Annotated in this window: 18 protein-coding genes; 17 read left to right on the top strand and 1 reads right to left on the bottom strand. The window is 43.7% G+C overall.

Annotation, left to right across the window (positions count from 1 at the left end):
• Positions 1–77: 77 nt before the first annotated feature.
• From V7201_RS14655 to V7201_RS14575, 17 genes are all read left to right on the top strand, one after another.
• Positions 78–482 carry a MerR family transcriptional regulator gene (locus V7201_RS14655; RefSeq protein ID WP_335377483.1) on the top strand — a complete coding sequence of 135 codons (405 nt, stop codon included), beginning with the start codon at positions 78–80 and terminating at the stop codon, positions 480–482.
• 102 nt (positions 483–584) lie between these two features.
• Positions 585–1,922 carry a type I glutamate--ammonia ligase gene (gene glnA / locus V7201_RS14650; RefSeq protein ID WP_335377482.1) on the top strand — a complete coding sequence of 446 codons (1,338 nt, stop codon included), beginning with the start codon at positions 585–587 and terminating at the stop codon, positions 1,920–1,922.
• A 530-nt stretch (positions 1,923–2,452) separates the two neighbouring features.
• Positions 2,453–3,778, top strand: a complete 1,326-nt coding sequence (locus V7201_RS14645; protein WP_335377481.1) for a phenylacetate--CoA ligase family protein — start codon at positions 2,453–2,455, stop codon at positions 3,776–3,778.
• A 20-nt stretch (positions 3,779–3,798) separates the two neighbouring features.
• A complete protein-coding gene (gene paaA, locus V7201_RS14640) occupies positions 3,799–4,752 on the top strand; it encodes a 1,2-phenylacetyl-CoA epoxidase subunit PaaA (protein ID WP_335377480.1) in 954 nt (317 codons plus the stop codon).
• Positions 4,753–4,895: 143 nt separating this feature from the next.
• Positions 4,896–5,243 carry a 1,2-phenylacetyl-CoA epoxidase subunit PaaB gene (gene paaB, locus V7201_RS14635; RefSeq protein WP_335377479.1) on the top strand — a complete coding sequence of 116 codons (348 nt, stop codon included), beginning with the start codon at positions 4,896–4,898 and terminating at the stop codon, positions 5,241–5,243.
• Positions 5,240–6,058 carry a 1,2-phenylacetyl-CoA epoxidase subunit PaaC gene (gene paaC / locus V7201_RS14630; RefSeq protein ID WP_335377478.1) on the top strand — a complete coding sequence of 273 codons (819 nt, stop codon included), beginning with the start codon at positions 5,240–5,242 and terminating at the stop codon, positions 6,056–6,058. The genes paaB and paaC overlap by 4 nt, the downstream gene beginning before the upstream one ends.
• 6 nt (positions 6,059–6,064) lie before the next feature.
• Positions 6,065–6,547: a 1,2-phenylacetyl-CoA epoxidase subunit PaaD gene (gene paaD / locus V7201_RS14625; RefSeq protein ID WP_335377516.1), complete on the top strand. Its 483-nt coding sequence runs from the start codon at positions 6,065–6,067 to the stop codon at positions 6,545–6,547.
• A gap of 156 nt (positions 6,548–6,703) precedes the next feature.
• Positions 6,704–7,012: an EthD family reductase gene (locus V7201_RS14620; RefSeq protein WP_335377477.1), complete on the top strand. Its 309-nt coding sequence runs from the start codon at positions 6,704–6,706 to the stop codon at positions 7,010–7,012.
• Entirely contained in the window at positions 7,005–7,784 is a 780-nt protein-coding gene (locus V7201_RS14615; protein WP_335377476.1) for an enoyl-CoA hydratase-related protein, read from the top strand. Before V7201_RS14620 ends, V7201_RS14615 begins: the two co-directional genes overlap by 8 nt.
• A gap of 14 nt (positions 7,785–7,798) precedes the next feature.
• Positions 7,799–8,572 carry an enoyl-CoA hydratase-related protein gene (locus tag V7201_RS14610; protein ID WP_335377475.1) on the top strand — a complete coding sequence of 258 codons (774 nt, stop codon included), beginning with the start codon at positions 7,799–7,801 and terminating at the stop codon, positions 8,570–8,572.
• A gap of 35 nt (positions 8,573–8,607) precedes the next feature.
• Positions 8,608–10,125, top strand: coding sequence for an aldehyde dehydrogenase family protein (locus V7201_RS14605; protein WP_335377474.1), 1,518 nt, complete (start codon positions 8,608–8,610; stop codon positions 10,123–10,125).
• 133 nt (positions 10,126–10,258) lie between these two features.
• Positions 10,259–11,134: a 3-hydroxyacyl-CoA dehydrogenase gene (locus tag V7201_RS14600; protein ID WP_438825054.1), complete on the top strand. Its 876-nt coding sequence runs from the start codon at positions 10,259–10,261 to the stop codon at positions 11,132–11,134.
• A gap of 12 nt (positions 11,135–11,146) precedes the next feature.
• On the top strand, positions 11,147–12,355 hold the full coding sequence (locus V7201_RS14595; protein ID WP_335377473.1) for a thiolase family protein: 1,209 nt from the start codon (positions 11,147–11,149) through the stop codon (positions 12,353–12,355).
• On the top strand, positions 12,356–13,132 hold the full coding sequence (locus V7201_RS14590; RefSeq protein WP_335377472.1) for an enoyl-CoA hydratase-related protein: 777 nt from the start codon (positions 12,356–12,358) through the stop codon (positions 13,130–13,132).
• Positions 13,133–13,266: 134 nt separating this feature from the next.
• Entirely contained in the window at positions 13,267–14,142 is an 876-nt protein-coding gene (gene paaX, locus V7201_RS14585; protein ID WP_335377471.1) for a phenylacetic acid degradation operon negative regulatory protein PaaX, read from the top strand.
• 458 nt (positions 14,143–14,600) lie between these two features.
• Positions 14,601–14,978 carry a hypothetical protein gene (locus V7201_RS14580; RefSeq protein WP_335377470.1) on the top strand — a complete coding sequence of 126 codons (378 nt, stop codon included), beginning with the start codon at positions 14,601–14,603 and terminating at the stop codon, positions 14,976–14,978.
• A gap of 96 nt (positions 14,979–15,074) precedes the next feature.
• Positions 15,075–15,539: a GyrI-like domain-containing protein gene (locus V7201_RS14575; RefSeq protein ID WP_335377469.1), complete on the top strand. Its 465-nt coding sequence runs from the start codon at positions 15,075–15,077 to the stop codon at positions 15,537–15,539.
• A 44-nt stretch (positions 15,540–15,583) separates the two neighbouring features.
• Here the strand turns inward: V7201_RS14575 and V7201_RS14570 are convergent, their stop codons facing one another.
• Positions 15,584–16,102 (bottom strand): gamma carbonic anhydrase family protein, encoded by a 519-nt coding sequence (locus V7201_RS14570; RefSeq protein ID WP_335377468.1) that lies wholly within the window; start codon positions 16,100–16,102, stop codon positions 15,584–15,586.
• Positions 16,103–16,151: the final 49 nt, after the last annotated feature.

Below are 16,151 nucleotides of genomic sequence, written 5' to 3'. Positions count from 1 at the left end.
AATCTAACATATGTTTGACAACATATCTAACATTGAATATAATGAGATTATCTTAAAAGGGAAGGAGGAGAAATCAAATGGGCGGAAGCGAAATTCGCCGGAATATGCCACTATTCAGTATCGGAATTGTCATGCAATTAACAGATTTAACAGCAAGACAAATCCGTTATTATGAAGAGCACGAATTGATTTCTCCGGCAAGAACTGAAGGCAATAAACGGCTCTTTTCCTTAAATGATATTGATAAGCTTCTTGAGATCAAGGATTTGATCGATCAGGGAGTAAACATGGCAGGCATCAAGCAAATTTACAATGTGAAACAACAGACAGCCATAAGTGCTGCTGAAAAAAAAGAAGCAGAAAAAACAAGGCGGGAACTTTCGGATGCCGATTTGCGGAAATTGCTGCGCAAGGAGCTGCTCCAGGCAGGCCGTTTCAACAGATCATCCAACAATGGAGACATGTCGAGGTTTTTTCATTAAGTACTTTTCGTATTCATGTAGGCTTTGCATGATAGATATTCATAGATAATGGCCAAAAATTTTGCGAAAAGCATTCATTTAAAATCTAGGAGGAAATTAAGAATGGCAAAGTATACAAGAGAAGACATTGTAAGATTATCAAAAGAAGAAAACGTAAAATTCATTCGTTTGCAGTTCACTGACATCCTAGGAACAATCAAAAACGTGGAAATTCCTATCAGCCAGCTTGAAAAAGCGCTTGATAATAAAATGATGTTCGATGGTTCTTCAATCGAAGGCTTCGTCCGTATTGAAGAGTCTGATATGTACCTTATTCCTGATTTAGATACTTGGGTAGTGTTCCCTTGGACTGCTGAAAAGGGTAAGGTTGCTCGCTTAATCTGTGATATCAACAATTCAGACGGAACACCATTTGCAGGTGACCCACGTGGAAACCTTAAGCGTATTCTAAAAGAAATGAAAGAGCTTGGCTTCACAAACTTCAACTTGGGGCCAGAACCAGAATTCTTCCTTTTCAAACTAGATGCAAATGGCGAGCCAACACTTGAGCTAAACGACAACGGTGGATACTTCGACCTTGCACCAACAGACCTTGGCGAGAACTGCCGACGTGATATCGTTCTTGAACTTGAGGAAATGGGCTTTGAAATCGAAGCATCTCACCACGAGGTTGCTCCAGGGCAGCACGAAATCGACTTTAAATATGCAGATGCTTTAACAGCTTGTGACCAGATTCAAACGTTCAAGCTTGTTGTAAAAACAATCGCACGTAAGCACGGCCTGCATGCTACATTCATGCCAAAGCCGTTGTTCGGTGTGAATGGTTCAGGAATGCACTGCAACATGTCGCTATTCCGTAACGGCGAGAATTCTTTCTACGATCCAAGTGATAAAAAGCTAGAACTTAGCGAAACAGCTTACCAGTTCATCGCTGGAACACTTAAGCATGCATCAGGCTTTACAGCTGTTACAAACCCAACTGTAAACTCTTATAAGCGTCTTGTGCCAGGCTATGAAGCACCTTGTTATGTAGCATGGTCTGCTAAAAATCGTTCACCATTGATCCGTATTCCGGCATCACGCGGACTGAGCACACGTGTTGAGGTTCGAAGCGTTGACCCTGCAGCAAACCCATATCTTGCTATGGCAGTATTGCTAAAAGCCGGTTTGGACGGAATCAAGAACAAATTGACTCCTCCAGCTTCAGTTGACCGTAACATCTATGTAATGAACAAGGAAGAACGTGTCGAAGAAGGTATCGACGATCTGCCGCCAACATTAGCAGCAGCTCTTGACCAGTTGAAGAAAAACGAAGTAATCTGCTCTGCTCTTGGTGAGCATATCCTTGAACACTTCATCGAAGCAAAAGAAATCGAATGGGATATGTTCCGCACACAAGTTCACCCTTGGGAACGCGAACAATATATGAGCATGTATTAATAAATAGACAGAACTCCTTGAATTCCTTCAAGGGGTTCTTTTTTTATGATGCAACTGGGGGTGTAGTGAAAGATGAACCATTTATTGTTTACTGCCGAAAAATAATCAGAATAGGTAGCTAGGGGAGAGATAACTTTTTCATTTTAGCTTAAAGAGTATCAGCTATTTGATGAATTTTGATACAAATCTAGCGGAAAAGTTTGTTTTAATTATGATTCGAACGTAAATCACAAAGGTTAAAATATAATCACCACGATTTCGCCAATGATCACTCCAATTCCACTAACAATCACTACGTTTTGCTTCATAATCACTACGAAAATAATCGCATTCGCTACGAAATCCGCGAAAATCATTACTTTATCCAGTAGATGGTAAAATTCCACATTAAATATTAAAATTTTCAGAAAAATAATTGACTTTTTACTGTAGACACGGTATCTTTGTTTTAAAATATATAACACATTTATTGTGTTACGGTAATATAACGTTATATAAATAAAATTTTATGTAATACAGGGGGCGAAATCTTGATTTTACATGAAATCGAAACCAAAAGCCGTGAGTTTATTGAAGAAATTCAACTTCAGAGACTTAGAGCTACCGTAGAAAAAGTTGCCCAGCGTGTGCCTTTTTACCGTGAGAAGTTTGAAAAAGCCAATTTCTCTCCAGAAATGCTTAATAGTTTGGAAGATTTGGAAGCGCTTCCGTTTACCGAGAAGCAAGATTTGCGAGATAACTATCCATTTGGATTATTCGCAGTGCCCCAAAATGAGATGGTGAGGGTTCATGCTTCATCAGGAACAAGCGGAAAACCGACAGTCGTCGGCTACACCCAGAATGATATTGAAATGTGGAGTGAGATTGTTGCCAGGTCAATCGCTCTTGCAGGCGGGAAGCCAGGCAAGTACCTTCACAATGCATATGGATATGGACTTTTTACCGGAGGTCTTGGGCTTCACTATGGAAGCGAAAAGCTAGGGATGGTGACGGTTCCTGTCTCGGGAGGAAATACTCAAAGACAAATCATGCTGATTGAAGACTTTAAGCCTGAAGTCATTTGCGGAACGCCATCCTACATTTTAAATATTGCTGAAACGATGGAAGAGATGGGGAAGGATCCGCGGCAAACATCATTAAAATACGGCATATTTGGCGCAGAACCTTGGTCTGAAGAAATGAGAAAAACTCTAGAGGAAAAATTGGATATCAAAGCTTGTGATATTTACGGTTTGAGTGAAGTCATTGGGCCAGGTGTCGCAAATGAATGTCACGAAGCACAGGCAGGACTGCATGTGGCAGAAGATCATTTTTATGTAGAAGTCATTGATCCTGAAACGATGAAACGAGTACCTGATGGTGTGGAAGGGGAGCTCGTTTTCACGAGCCTTACGAAAGAAGCTTTTCCAATCATTCGCTACCGTACTGGGGATATTGCATCCCTGTGCAGGGAGAAATGCAGCTGCGGCAGGACGACAGTGAGAATGTCGAGGGTAAAGGGACGAATCGACGACATGCTGATTATCAATGGTGTCAACGTTTTCCCATCGCAAATTGAACATTGTCTGCTGACTGTTCCAGAACTAGCTCCGCATTATCAGATACAGATTTTACAAAAGCGGACTTTAAAAGTGCTTGAACTGCATGTTGAGATGAATGACGAATTTTTCACAGCAATAGGCGAAGATCCTATTTCTGACACCGTGTATGTGCTGGAACAAAGAATTCAAGCATTGCTTAAAAGCCAGTGTCTGATTTCTATAGAAGTCCGTGTGCATCGCCCGAAAACGATTCCGCGTTCGGAAGGCAAGGCAGTCCGGATTGTCGATAAAACGAAAGAACCAATCGGAACATAATTGTTAAGGAGGTCAACAGCATGGTAAATCCAATTTCTTATGACCAGCTTTCTGAGGAAGCGAAGTATCAGCATTTCATGGAGCGGATTGAAGCTGGCGAGAAAATTGAAGCAGATGACTGGATGCCGGATGAATACAGAATGACGCTGATCAAGCTGATTTCGATGCATGGCATCAGTGAAATAATGGGTGCTCTCCCAGAAAAGGAGTGGGTACCTAAAGCCCCTTCATTAAAGAGAAAGCTGGGTATCATGGCGAAGGTGCAGGATGAGATGGGCCATGGGCAGCTGCTTCTGCGCGTTGCGGAAGATTTAATGAAGCCTCTTGGAAAGTCGAGAGAGAATATCATTCAAGACTTGCTTTCTGGTGACTTGAAATTCCATAACGTCTTCCACATGGAAGCAAAAACATGGGGGGACGCAGGGCTGATCGGCTGGCTGGTCGATGGTGCGGCGATCATTACACAGACGAATATGCTGGATGCCTCCTATGGACCATATGCAAGAGCATTGAAGCGGATCTGCGCCGAAGAGGTTTTTCATGCGCAGCACGGTGAGGCAATCATTATGGCACTAGCTGAAGGAACGGATGAACAAAGAGCGATGATCCAGGATTCCATTAATCGGTGGTGGGACGCATTGCTGATGTTCTTCGGGCCAGGAGACGCATCAACAACCGGGACATCAAAACAGGATACAACCATTAAATATGGAATCAGGACGAAAACAAACGAAGACCTCCGCCAGGATTTCTTCACAAAGTATATTCCAAGAGTCTTATCCCTTGGTTTGAAACTGCCTGATGAAACGATGCACTTTGACCAGGAAAGCGGAATGTGGCAATACAAGCAGCCAGACTGGAGCAAATTTAAACAAATCATTAAAAACAACGGACCAAAATCAAAAGAACGACTAAGACTAAGAGAAATCTCATACAGCAACAACAAATGGGTCATCGACGCACTAAGCCAATAACGCATTAACGTAATGGGGGTCAGACCCCTAACAGGTTAATGCGGTGAAGCGCTGGGGGTCAGACCCCCAACAAGGTGAAGCGGTAAAGCGGCGGGGGACTGGCCCCCGGTGCGGTGAACTGTTGAAGGGAAGGGGAGAGTTGGATGTCTGGGAAGGGTTTTTACCAGGAGTTTGAGGTGTTCAGCAAGCGGACGGATACTTCGCCTTTGCAGTACCAGTTTTCGCTGCTGGCTCCGAACCATGAGCTTGCTCTTGTGATGGCGCAGGAGAATTTCATGAGGCGTGAGCCGGTGGCGGATATATGGGTTGTCAAACGGGATGATGTCCGGAAGATGACGCTTGAGGAACGCCAGACCTTACAAAGGCTGGACAATAAGGATTACCGGAATACAAAGGGCTATGGCTATCTGAAAAAGAAATGGCGCCATTATGAGCAAGGCATGCTTGATGAACAAGAAATTATGTCATGGGGAGGGAAGCAGGAGAAATGATATGTACACATGAAGATGCTATGAAAAATGAATCTTACCGCCAGTCAGCGGCAGAGCTCCTTTTCCAGCTTGCTGATGATGATTTCATCCTCGCTTACCGCGGTTCCGAGTGGCTGGGCCTTGCTCCTCACATTGAGGAAGATGTCGCGTTTTCTTCTATCAGCCAGGATACGATGGGCCATGCGGCGATGTTTTACCAGCTTCTTCACGATTTAGGGGCAGGTGATCCAGACGAACTCGCTCATGCCAGACCGGCGACAGACAGAAAGAATGCCATTTTGCTAGAAAAAGTGAATGGCCCAGGAACTTATTTGACTGAACCACATTACGACTGGGCGTTCGCTGTTGTCAGGAACTATTTCTACGCTCAAGCGAAGAAGGTTAAGATCGAGTCGCTGAAGAACTCATCTTACCAGCCATTGGCAAATGCAGCTGTAAAGGTGAACATGGAGCTCTACTACCATCTGCTGCACTGGAAAACCTGGTTTTCTCAGCTTGTCAGCGCAGGTGGAGAAGCAAAGACGAGAATGGAAGCAGCGATGGTGACTGTTTTTGAGGAACTTGACGGCCTGTTCTCCTTGGGAGCCAACGGCGATGACTTTACACAACATAAGTTAATAGAGTCAGAGGAAGTCTTAAGAAACAAATGGGTGCAAATGATGTCACCTGTTTTCGAATCACTTGACCTTAAACTGCCAGAGAAATTCGGCATGAAGAGTGGCAATGGACGGAATGGTGATCATACTTCAGAGTTGGAAGCTGCTCTCGATACTTTAGGTGAAGTGTATAAAATTGATGCGGCAGCAAGCTGGTGATGGATGATGCTAAAAGATAAAGTCATGGCAGCACTCCAAACAGTCAAGGATCCTGAAATTGACAGTGTCTCGATCATTGAACTGGGGATGCTTGAAGAATGGGAAATCTCACCAGATGGAGTTTTGATAAAACTCTTGCCGACTTTCATGGGCTGTCCAGCTTTAGATATTATCAAGAAAAATGTAGTGATTGCACTTGAGGCAATTGAAGAAATCAACAAGGTTGAAGTCCAGTTCGTTTTTCACCCGCCGTGGACTTCCGACCGGGTGTCTGATATTGGCAGGGAACGTTTGAAGGAATTCGGAATTGCCCCTCCGCCAAGACATATTGCTGAAACTGGAGAATGGCAGGCGGATTGCCCATATTGCGGTTCGACTTACACAACGCTGGAAAACCTTTTTGGTCCTACAGCATGCAGAAGCATTTTATACTGCAAAGCCTGCAAGAATCCATTCGAGGCGATGAAACCAGTATCTACTTTGATGTGACATGCTTGTCTAAAAAAAATAAACTAGTCAATCACATCTAATGATTAATAGCTTAAAGAATTACAGCATATATTCACCTTGGTGAAAAAATGGTTTTTATTAATGGAACAAGGTTCAACTACTAAAAAAACACGTATGAAAAGGGAGAGATTTTTAATGGTAAAACTAATCGCGCTATACAAGCATCCACAAGACAAAGAGGCATTTGACAAACACTATTTCGAAACACATGCTCCACTGACTGCGAAAATTCCGGGACTTCGTAAAATGGAAGTAACTCGTATTGTCGGCAGTCCAATGGGCGGAGAAGGCAAATATTATCTAATGTGCGAAATGTACTATGATGACCATGAAGCATTAAAAGCTGGAATGAAATCACCTGAGGGTAAGGCTTCTGGAAAGGATGTAATGAGTTTTGCTGGTGATCTGGTCACATTGATGATCGGTGAAGAGCAAGATGAATAGAAACTATGAACTGATCGACACCTCCGTCAAAGGGGAGATTGGACTCATTGAGCTTAATCGCCCCAAGGTTCTTAACGCGCTGAACAGGCAAATGGTTTCAGAGGTCCTTTCTGCGATGGAGGACTATGATAATGACCCTGCAATCAAAGTCATTTTTTTAGCTGGCAAGGGCAGGGCGTTTGCAGCGGGTGCTGATATCGATGAAATGATGGATGCCGATGCAATCAGCATGGAAACGCTGAACCAGTTCACGGATTGGGATCGTCTCGCATGGATCAAGAAACCTGTGATTGGAGCGGTACATGGCTTTGCTCTTGGAGGCGCTTTTGAACTGGCACTTTGCTGTGACATGCTATTTGCTTCTGAAAATGCGGAGTTCGGCTTTCCGGAAGTAAATCTTGGCGTTATGCCAGGTGCCGGTGGGACTCAAAGGCTGACCAAGCTTGTCGGCAAAACAAAGGCAATGGAATGGATCCTGAGTGGAAAGTGCATTTCAGCAAAGGAAGCACTGCAATATGGCATCATAAATGCGACTTTCTCTGAAGAAGTCTTGATGGAGGAAACGCTAAAATTTGCAGCCGCAATAGCAAAGCAAGCCCCTATTGCAGTAAGGCTCATTAAAGAATCTATCTTAAAAGCTGTTGATTATCCTTTATATGAAGGCATGCAATACGAGCGCAAAAATTTCTATATGCTTTTTGCCACTGAGGACCAGAAGGAAGGCATGCGGGCTTTTAAGGAAAAAAGAAAGCCGGAGTTTAAAGGGAAATAAGGGGGTACATAGCTGTGTTTGAAACCGTTTTGTATGAGGTGCGGAATCAGGTAGCCTACATTACCCTGAACCGCCCTGATAAATTGAATGCCTTCACTGAACAACTAAACAAGGAAATCCAGATGGCAGTCAAGAATGCTTCTCGTGATAAAAGCGTTCGTGCCCTTGTCCTGACTGGAGCCGGCCGAGCATTCTGTTCCGGTGAAGACCTCTCTGGTGTTTCTGAAGATATGGACCACGGGGAAGTACTTCGGAAGCGGTATAACCCAATGCTTCTCGAGCTGGACCGTTGTGAAAAACCGGTAATCGCAGCTGTTAATGGAGTGGCGGCAGGTGCAGGAATGAGTCTTGCCCTCGCATGTGATTTTCGAATCGCCTCTGAAAAAGCCAGTTTCGTAGAAGCCTTCATTCATGTTGGCCTAGTACCTGATGCTGGAAATTTATATTACCTGCCTCGGCTTATAGGGCATGCAAAAGCAATGGAACTAGCCGTTTTTGGAGAAAAGATTCCGGCTGAAAAAGCAAGGGAGCTTGCCCTTGTAACAGAGGTCATTCCAATGGAAGAGTGGGACGAAAAGGTAGCAGCTTTTGCCGAAAGGCTTGCATACATGCCAACGAAAGCGATTGGTTTAATAAAAAGAAGCCTGAAAGCAAGCTGGCACTCCAATCTCGAAGAGTTTTTGGAAAGAGATGCCCAAAGCCAAAGAATCGCAGGACAAACAGCTGACCATAAGGAAGGCGTCCAATCATTTCTGGAAAAAAGAAAACCAGTTTTTAAAGGCGAGTAATAGAAACAATCAATCCACTAAAGGAGATGGAACGCGTGACAACAGTTAAAGAACAAAAATTCGAAACAATGTCAGTTAAACGCGAGGCATATCAGCTGATTATTAACGGAGTTCGCCAGGACAGCACGAACGGCGAAACATATAAAGTCTTTAATCCGGCAACAGGTGAAGAGGTTGCTAAAGTTGCGAAGGCATCCAAGGAAGACGCTGAACTGGCAGTACAGGCTGCAAGAAATGCTTTCGATTTTGGAAAATGGCGCCATTTCCCTGTAAATAAGCGCTCTCGTACTTTGAATAAAATTGCTTCGATCATGAGATCCCGTTTCAACGAGTTGGTAGAATTGGAGATTCTTGACACAGGTAAATCACTTGCTGCTGCTCAGGGACAGGTCATGCAGGCGATTGAAGATTTCGAGTTTTACGCTGGTGCAATTGTCAGCCACCGCGGTTCTGTCAACAGTATGCCAGGAGCTTTCCAGAATATCACCGAAAAAGAGCCTGTTGGTGTATGTGCACAAATCATTCCTTGGAATTATCCATTAATGATGGCTGCCTGGAAAATCGCTCCGGCCATTGCTGTTGGATGTTCGGTTATTGTAAAACCTGCATCACTGACACCTTTAACAGCAATCGTTCTTGGTGAAATCTGTATTGAAGCAGGCGTACCTGAGGGTGTTGTAAACGTCATTCCAGGATCTGGTTCAGAAATCGGAAACTACCTTGTTGAACATGAAAAGGTAGATAAAGTAGCTTTCACAGGTTCAACGCCAATCGGAAAAGATATCATGGCAAGAGCCTCTCAAACTCTTAAACGCGTAACACTGGAGTTAGGCGGAAAATCTCCAAGCATCATTTTTGATGATGCAGACATAGATGCTGCGGTAGATGGATCATTGTTTGGAATCTTCTATAACACTGGCCAGTCGTGCGAAGCGCGCTCCAGACTGTATGTTCATGAGAATGTTTACGATGAATTCATGGAAAAATTCGTGGCAAAAACAAAGCAGTTGAAGCTTGGCAATCCGTTTGATAAAGAAACCCATGTCGGTGCTGTTATCAGCGAGGACCAGCTAAATGTAATCGACGGCTATGTGAAATCGGCAAAGGAAGACGGAGCAGAAATTTTAACAGGCGGCAAAGCTGCTGCTCTTGAAGGCTATGAAAATGGCTACTGGTATGAGCCGACAATCATCGCTGAAACCAACCACAGCATGAAGGCTGTAAAAGAGGAAATCTTTGGGCCGGTAGTAGTGGTCATGAAATTTAAAGATGAAAAAGAAGCTGTCAAGCTTGCGAATGACAGTGAATATGGCCTCGGTTCAGCCATCTGGACAAAGGATTATGGACGTGCTACAAGAGTGTCTAAGCTAATCCAGGCTGGTATTGTTATGGTCAACTGCCCATTCTCGGCATTCCCTGGAACACCATTCGGCGGCTATAAGCAATCTGGTTTTGGACGTGAGCTGTGCATTGAAACACTTGATCTATATACAGAAACAAAGAGTATAGTCTCTTACTATGGCAGCCGCCCGCTAAACCCGTTTAATCTGTAAAAACGTGGCGAGCACTCATTATTGCGGGTGCTCGCCTTTGATTTTTAAGGATGAATAAAGCTAGCTATTAGGGAAGCGGAAAACAACAGACAGGTATAGCAGAGCCAATTTTTAAAAAAGGAGGACGAATATAATGAAGAAACTAGTCGTAATCGGTTCTGGCGTCATGGGCAGAGGCATCGCCTATGTCAGCTGTTTAGGCGGTTTTGATACAGTTTTAATCGATGTAGAAGAAAAGCAGCTGCGCAATGCAGAACAGGAAATCAACAGCATTTTTGAAAAAGGAATGGCGCGCGGAAAAATCACTGCAGATGATATGGAATCTGCAAAATCAAGACTTAAATATTCAAACTTTCTTGTAGATAACGTCAAGGATGCCGATTTGATCATTGAGGCGGTACCGGAAAAAATGAATATCAAAAAGACGATTTTTGAGGTCATCGACCAGCATGCACCAGCACACTGTCTGTTTGCATCGAACACATCGACGATGAGTCCCACTGAGATTGCATCTTTTACCAAGCGTCCGGAGAAAGTGATTGCAATGCACTTTTTCAATCCAGTCCATAAAATGCCGCTCGTTGAAATTGTCCGTGGCCTTGAAACAAGCGATGAAACAGCAGAAGCCATTAAGCAGGCTGCCATCCAAATGAACAAGGAAACTGTCACCGTCAATGAATTCCCAGGGTTTGTGACTAGCAGGATCAGTGCGCTTGTAGGCAATGAAGCATTTTACATGCTTCAGGAAGGCGTTGGGACAGCGGAGGAAATTGATAAGGCAATCAAACTTGGGCTGAATTATCCAATGGGTCCATTCGAATTAGGGGATCTAGTAGGATTGGATACACGTCTCAATAATTTGAAATACTTGCATGAAAAGCTCGGTGAAAAATATAGACCGGCCCCTCTGCTGGAGCAATACGTGAAAGCAGGACGGCTTGGAAGGAAGACGGGCCGTGGAGTCTATGACTATAGCACTTCGCCAGAAATTGCTGGTTCGACTAAGTAAAGGAGGATGACGATGAGAGAAGTTGTAATTGTTGACGCAGTCAGGACTCCGATTGGAAGATACAACGGCAGCCTGCGCCAGATCCGTCCGGATGATTTAGGAGCAGTTGTGATTAAGGCACTAATTGAGAGAAACCGCGGCGTTCCTCCAGCAGGAATTGAAGAAGTTGTGCTTGGGAATGCCAATCAGGCGGGTGAGGATAACCGGAATGTGGCCAGGATGTCAGGTTTATTAGCGGGCCTTCCTGTAGAGGTTGCTGGGACGACTATCAATCGTTTGTGCGGATCTGGATTGGATGCGGTTAACTATGCGGCCAGGGCGATTTTAGCAGGAGAAGGTGACATCTTCATCGCAGGAGGAACCGAAAGCATGACACGAGCACCATTTGTCATGGCTAAGCCGCAGGCAGAGTTTCCAAGAGGAAATATGGAGATGTTCGACACAACGATTGGCTGGCGATTCGTGAATGACAAGCTAAAGGAAATGTTCGGTACGGACAGTATGCCGGAAACAGCTGAAAACGTTGCAAAAAAGTATGATATTTCACGTGCAGCTCAAGATGAGTTTGCTGCTGAAAGTCAGCTTCGCGCGCAAAAGGCTATGGAGGCAGGGCGTTTTGAAAACGAAATTGTCCCTGTTATTTATGAGGATAAAAAGGGTAATAAAACGATCATAGATCGGGATGAACATCCGCGACCAGGTACAACAGCGGAAAAATTATCAAAGCTGAAGCCGCTCTTCAAGGATGGTACGGTCACTGCCGGCAATGCATCCGGAGTAAATGATGGTGCTTCTGCATTACTGTTGATGAGCCGGGAAAAAGCAGATGAACTAGGAGTAAAGCCGCTGGCCCGTTATGTTATTTCAGCGACGGCAGGCCTGGAGCCATCGATTATGGGAATGGGGCCGGTTTATGCAGTGGAAAAAGCGTTAAAACGAGCGGGATTATCTGTTTCAGATATCGACCTTATTGAGCTGAACGAGGCGTTTGCTGCCCAGTCTCTAGGCTGCATCCAGGAACTAGGGCTTGACCAGTCGCGGGTCAATGTCAACGGTGGAGCTATCGCTTTTGGCCATCCCCTTGGTGCGAGCGGCGCAAGGATATTAACGACTCTTTTGTATGAAATGAAAAAGCGGGATGCTAAATACGGTCTTGCGACAATGTGTGTCGGAGTAGGCCAGGGAATTGCAACGATTATCGAAAATATAGGAGAGAACTAAATGAAGAATATCAAATTCCAGAAAGAACAGCATATCGCTTATATCACGATTGATCGTCCTGAATCACTGAACTGCTTTAATTTTGAAACGCTGCAGGAACTTGGCGGTGCAGTAGAAAGTCTGCACACCGATCCTGATGTCAGAGTGGTTATTTTTACAGGAGCTGGAGACAAGGCATTCAGCGCCGGTGCAGATTTGAAGGAACGAAAAAATCTCTCAGAGGCTGAAGTACGAAGAAATGTGAAGAAAATCAGGGATGTATTCAGTGCGGTTGCTGAATTGCCTCACCCAACAATTGCAGCAGTAAACGGTTTTGCCTTTGGCGGCGGATTCGAATTGATGCTGGCATGTGATTTTAAAATTGCCGCAGAAAATGCCTTGATGGGCATGACAGAAGTGAGCTGGGGAATCATTCCAGGTGCGGGAGGCACACAGCGGCTTTCCAGGCTGATTGGCGAGATGAAGGCGAAGGAATTGATTTTTACAGCAAGGAAAATTTCTGCGGATAAGGCTCTTGAGCTTGGAATTTTAACTGATGTCGCAGCAAAAGAAAACGTTATGCCAGCTTGTAAGGAACTAGCGGAGGAAATCCTCCAGAATGCACCCATAGCAGTAAGACAGGCGAAGTATGCGATCCAGCATGGCAGCAGCACTGATCTGCAGACTGGGCTTGCAATTGAGTCAAAGGCCTATGAAGTAACAATTCCAACAAAGGACCGTGTCGAAGCATTAAATGCTTTCAGTGAAAAACGCAAGCCAGTTTTTACAGCAGAATAAAAAAATCCATAGGGAAAATTTCCTATGGATTTTTGCTATTTAAGCAAATTGTTTTTGCAAAATAATGATAATACTGTAAAATGTTCTATAACGGATTTTATCCGTTCAACTAAAAAAATGAGGATGACAGAAGCTTGAATACTAGATCAATGATTTTTACACTATATGGTGACTATATATCCCATTATGGGAGCAAGATTTGGATTGGCAGCTTGATTCGGCTGCTTAATGAATTTGGGCACAACGATCAGTCTGTCAGAGCCGCCATTTCCAGGATGAACAAGCAAGGATGGGTCCAGGCTGAGAAGATTGGCAACAAGAGCTATTACTCGCTGACTCCACGTGGCCAAAAAAGAATTGATGAAGCGGGTAAGCGTATCTTTAAGCTGAAGCCTGAAGAGTGGGATGGCAAATGGAGAATCCTGATGTATACGATTCCTGAGGAAATCCGGAATGTCCGAGACGAGCTGCGGAAGGAATTAATCTGGAGCGGATTTGGTTCAATGTCAAACAGCTTTTGGATATCCGCCAACAATCTCGAAAGGCAAGTAAATGATTTGATTGAAAAATACGAGATTAAACAGTACGTTGATTTCTTTGTGGCCGAGTACAATGGTCCCCATGAAAATCAGAGATTGGTAGAAAAAAGCTGGGATTTACACGAAATCAATGCAAAGTATCAGGATTTCATCAGTGAATACAGCCAGAAATACATCATCGATAAAAACAAAATACAAAAGGGAAGCATGTCAGACGCAGAATGCTTCGTAGAGCGGACAAAGCTCGTCCATGAATACAGAAAGTTCCTGTTCTTCGATCCAGGACTGCCAGAAGAGCTATTGCCTGAAAAATGGCTTGGAAGCCATGCGGCCTCACTATTCAGCGAATACTACAAGGAGCTGGCGGAGCCCGCATCCCGGTTCTTCGAGTCCGTCTTTAAAGAAGGCAATGAAATTAAGCACAAAGCTGTTGATTATGATGTTATGGACCATCCGTATATCATGGAATAATTGGTAGAGGCATAAACCTGCTAGGGTTGTGTCTCTTTTTTTTACAGGCAAAATCGTAATAGTCCTTTTTTTGATAAAGGGGAAGATGTGATGGGTGTAATGGAATAAGAATGATAACAAACCAGAGAGAAAAATAAGAAGATGAGCCGTTATGGAAGGGTACGAGAACAATTGAAACGGCAAAATAGGGGTCCGAGAACAATTGAAAGAGAAAAACCGGGGTTCGAGTTGTTATGGGAAGGGGTCCGAGAACAAATGAAAGAGAAAAATCGGGGTTCGAATTGTTATGGGATGAGCTACCAAAACAATTATAAGAGAAAAATCCGTACCGAGTTGGTTTGAGTTTTGACTGATCTACATACCTACAACACTCCAAAATGGTCATTAAAGATATACTCGCCAAAGGAAAAAGATATATATAAAACGAATATATAAAATCGAAAAAGGAGGAGTGAAGAATGAAAAAAGTTTTATCGCTCATATTTATACTTTTCCTAATTTCAGGCTGTAACGATGTAAATTGGCCTGGTGATGCGTTTAATGGTAATCCGTCAGCTCAGGACATCCTGACTGACAACCCAGATGCGGACATTTTCGTCATGGATGGTTACGTTTTTTCCAATGCTGAGAATGTAGAATGGGTAAAGCAGCAGGAATATGAATTAGGTGAACAGGTTGGTGAAATCATCAAACAAACATCGGATTCATGGCGTTTTAAAGAAAGCACTGCTAGTAAACTTCCGGTTGGAACAAAAATATATGAAACGGATGCTCCGTTTTATATCGCAATTGTCGATGGGGAAGAAAATGCCTATATAAAACTAGTAGAAGGTTAAGACCTGACGAAAGTCTATTTTTTTCATCAAAACAGGAGAATGTACGTTCGGTGAAGAAGTATAGATATGTAAATAATTTTAAAAGGTGGATGTTTAATGGAATTCAGAGAAGTAACGAAAAATGCGTTTGTTCTTGTCGGCTACAGTGCGGCGGGCAAGTGGGGAGCTGAAATGGATTATCCTATTCCAGATTTATGGGGAAAAGCTGCCAGGTTTATTAAAGATGAGAAGGCAAATAAGATTGTTGGAGTTTGCCTGCCGCCAAGGAGCGATGATTATTATTATACTTGTGGTCTTGAATTGGCAGAAGTTGATTATTATAAAGTCGAAAGCGGAATGACTCTGCATACATTTCCAGAACATAAATATGTAGTGTTCAAACATACTGGCCCATCTGCAGAAATACCGAGTACATACGGTCAACTATGGCAAACATTTGACCGTGAAGGATACAAGATTAAGAAAGGAATGCCTGAAATAGAGGTTGTAGAAGCTATGATGTTTGGGAAGGAAGACTTGCCGGAATACGAGATGGAAATTTGGGTGCCGGTTGAATCATAAAAAAAAGCCTGAAATTTCTTCAGGCTCTTATGTAACGAGATAACCTAAACACTCTTTAAGTGCTCTCGGTATTCCTTGCCCTTTTGGACATATGTATCGATCGATAACTGAATCAACTCCAGATCTTTTTCGCCAATTTCCCTGACGACCTTTCCAGGTGCTCCAACCACTAAGGAGCGCGGGGGGATTTTCTTCCCTGCGGGTATCAGAGTATTTGCTCCGATGATACATTCCTCGCCAATTTCAGCGCCATCAAGAATTGTCGAGCCCATGCCAATGATACATCTTTTTCTGATGGTGCAGCCATGAAGAATGGCGTTGTGCCCAACGGTCACTTCATCTTCAATGACCAGAGGCGAACCTTCATACAAGTGGCAAGTTACATTGTCCTGAATGCTGCAGCTTTCTCCGATAGTAATCGTATCCTCATCTCCGCGCAAAACAGCATTGAACCAGACACTTGAATTTCTGCCAATTTTCACGTCGCCAATAATATAGCTCCCTGGTGCCTGGAACACAGTTTCATCGACTGAAGGTTTTTTATCCAGATAAGAAAGAATCATGTAACCACTCCTTTTCCTTATTGTCTAGCTGCAGCGCCTAGCCAGTTTT

This window comes from Bacillus sp. JJ1122 (assembly GCF_036964885.1).
In the GTDB taxonomy this organism is placed as follows: Bacteria; Bacillota; Bacilli; order Bacillales; family Cytobacillaceae; genus Mesobacillus.
Note: the sequence above shows the minus strand (reverse complement) of the source record. Positions and strands in the feature narration are given on the sequence as shown.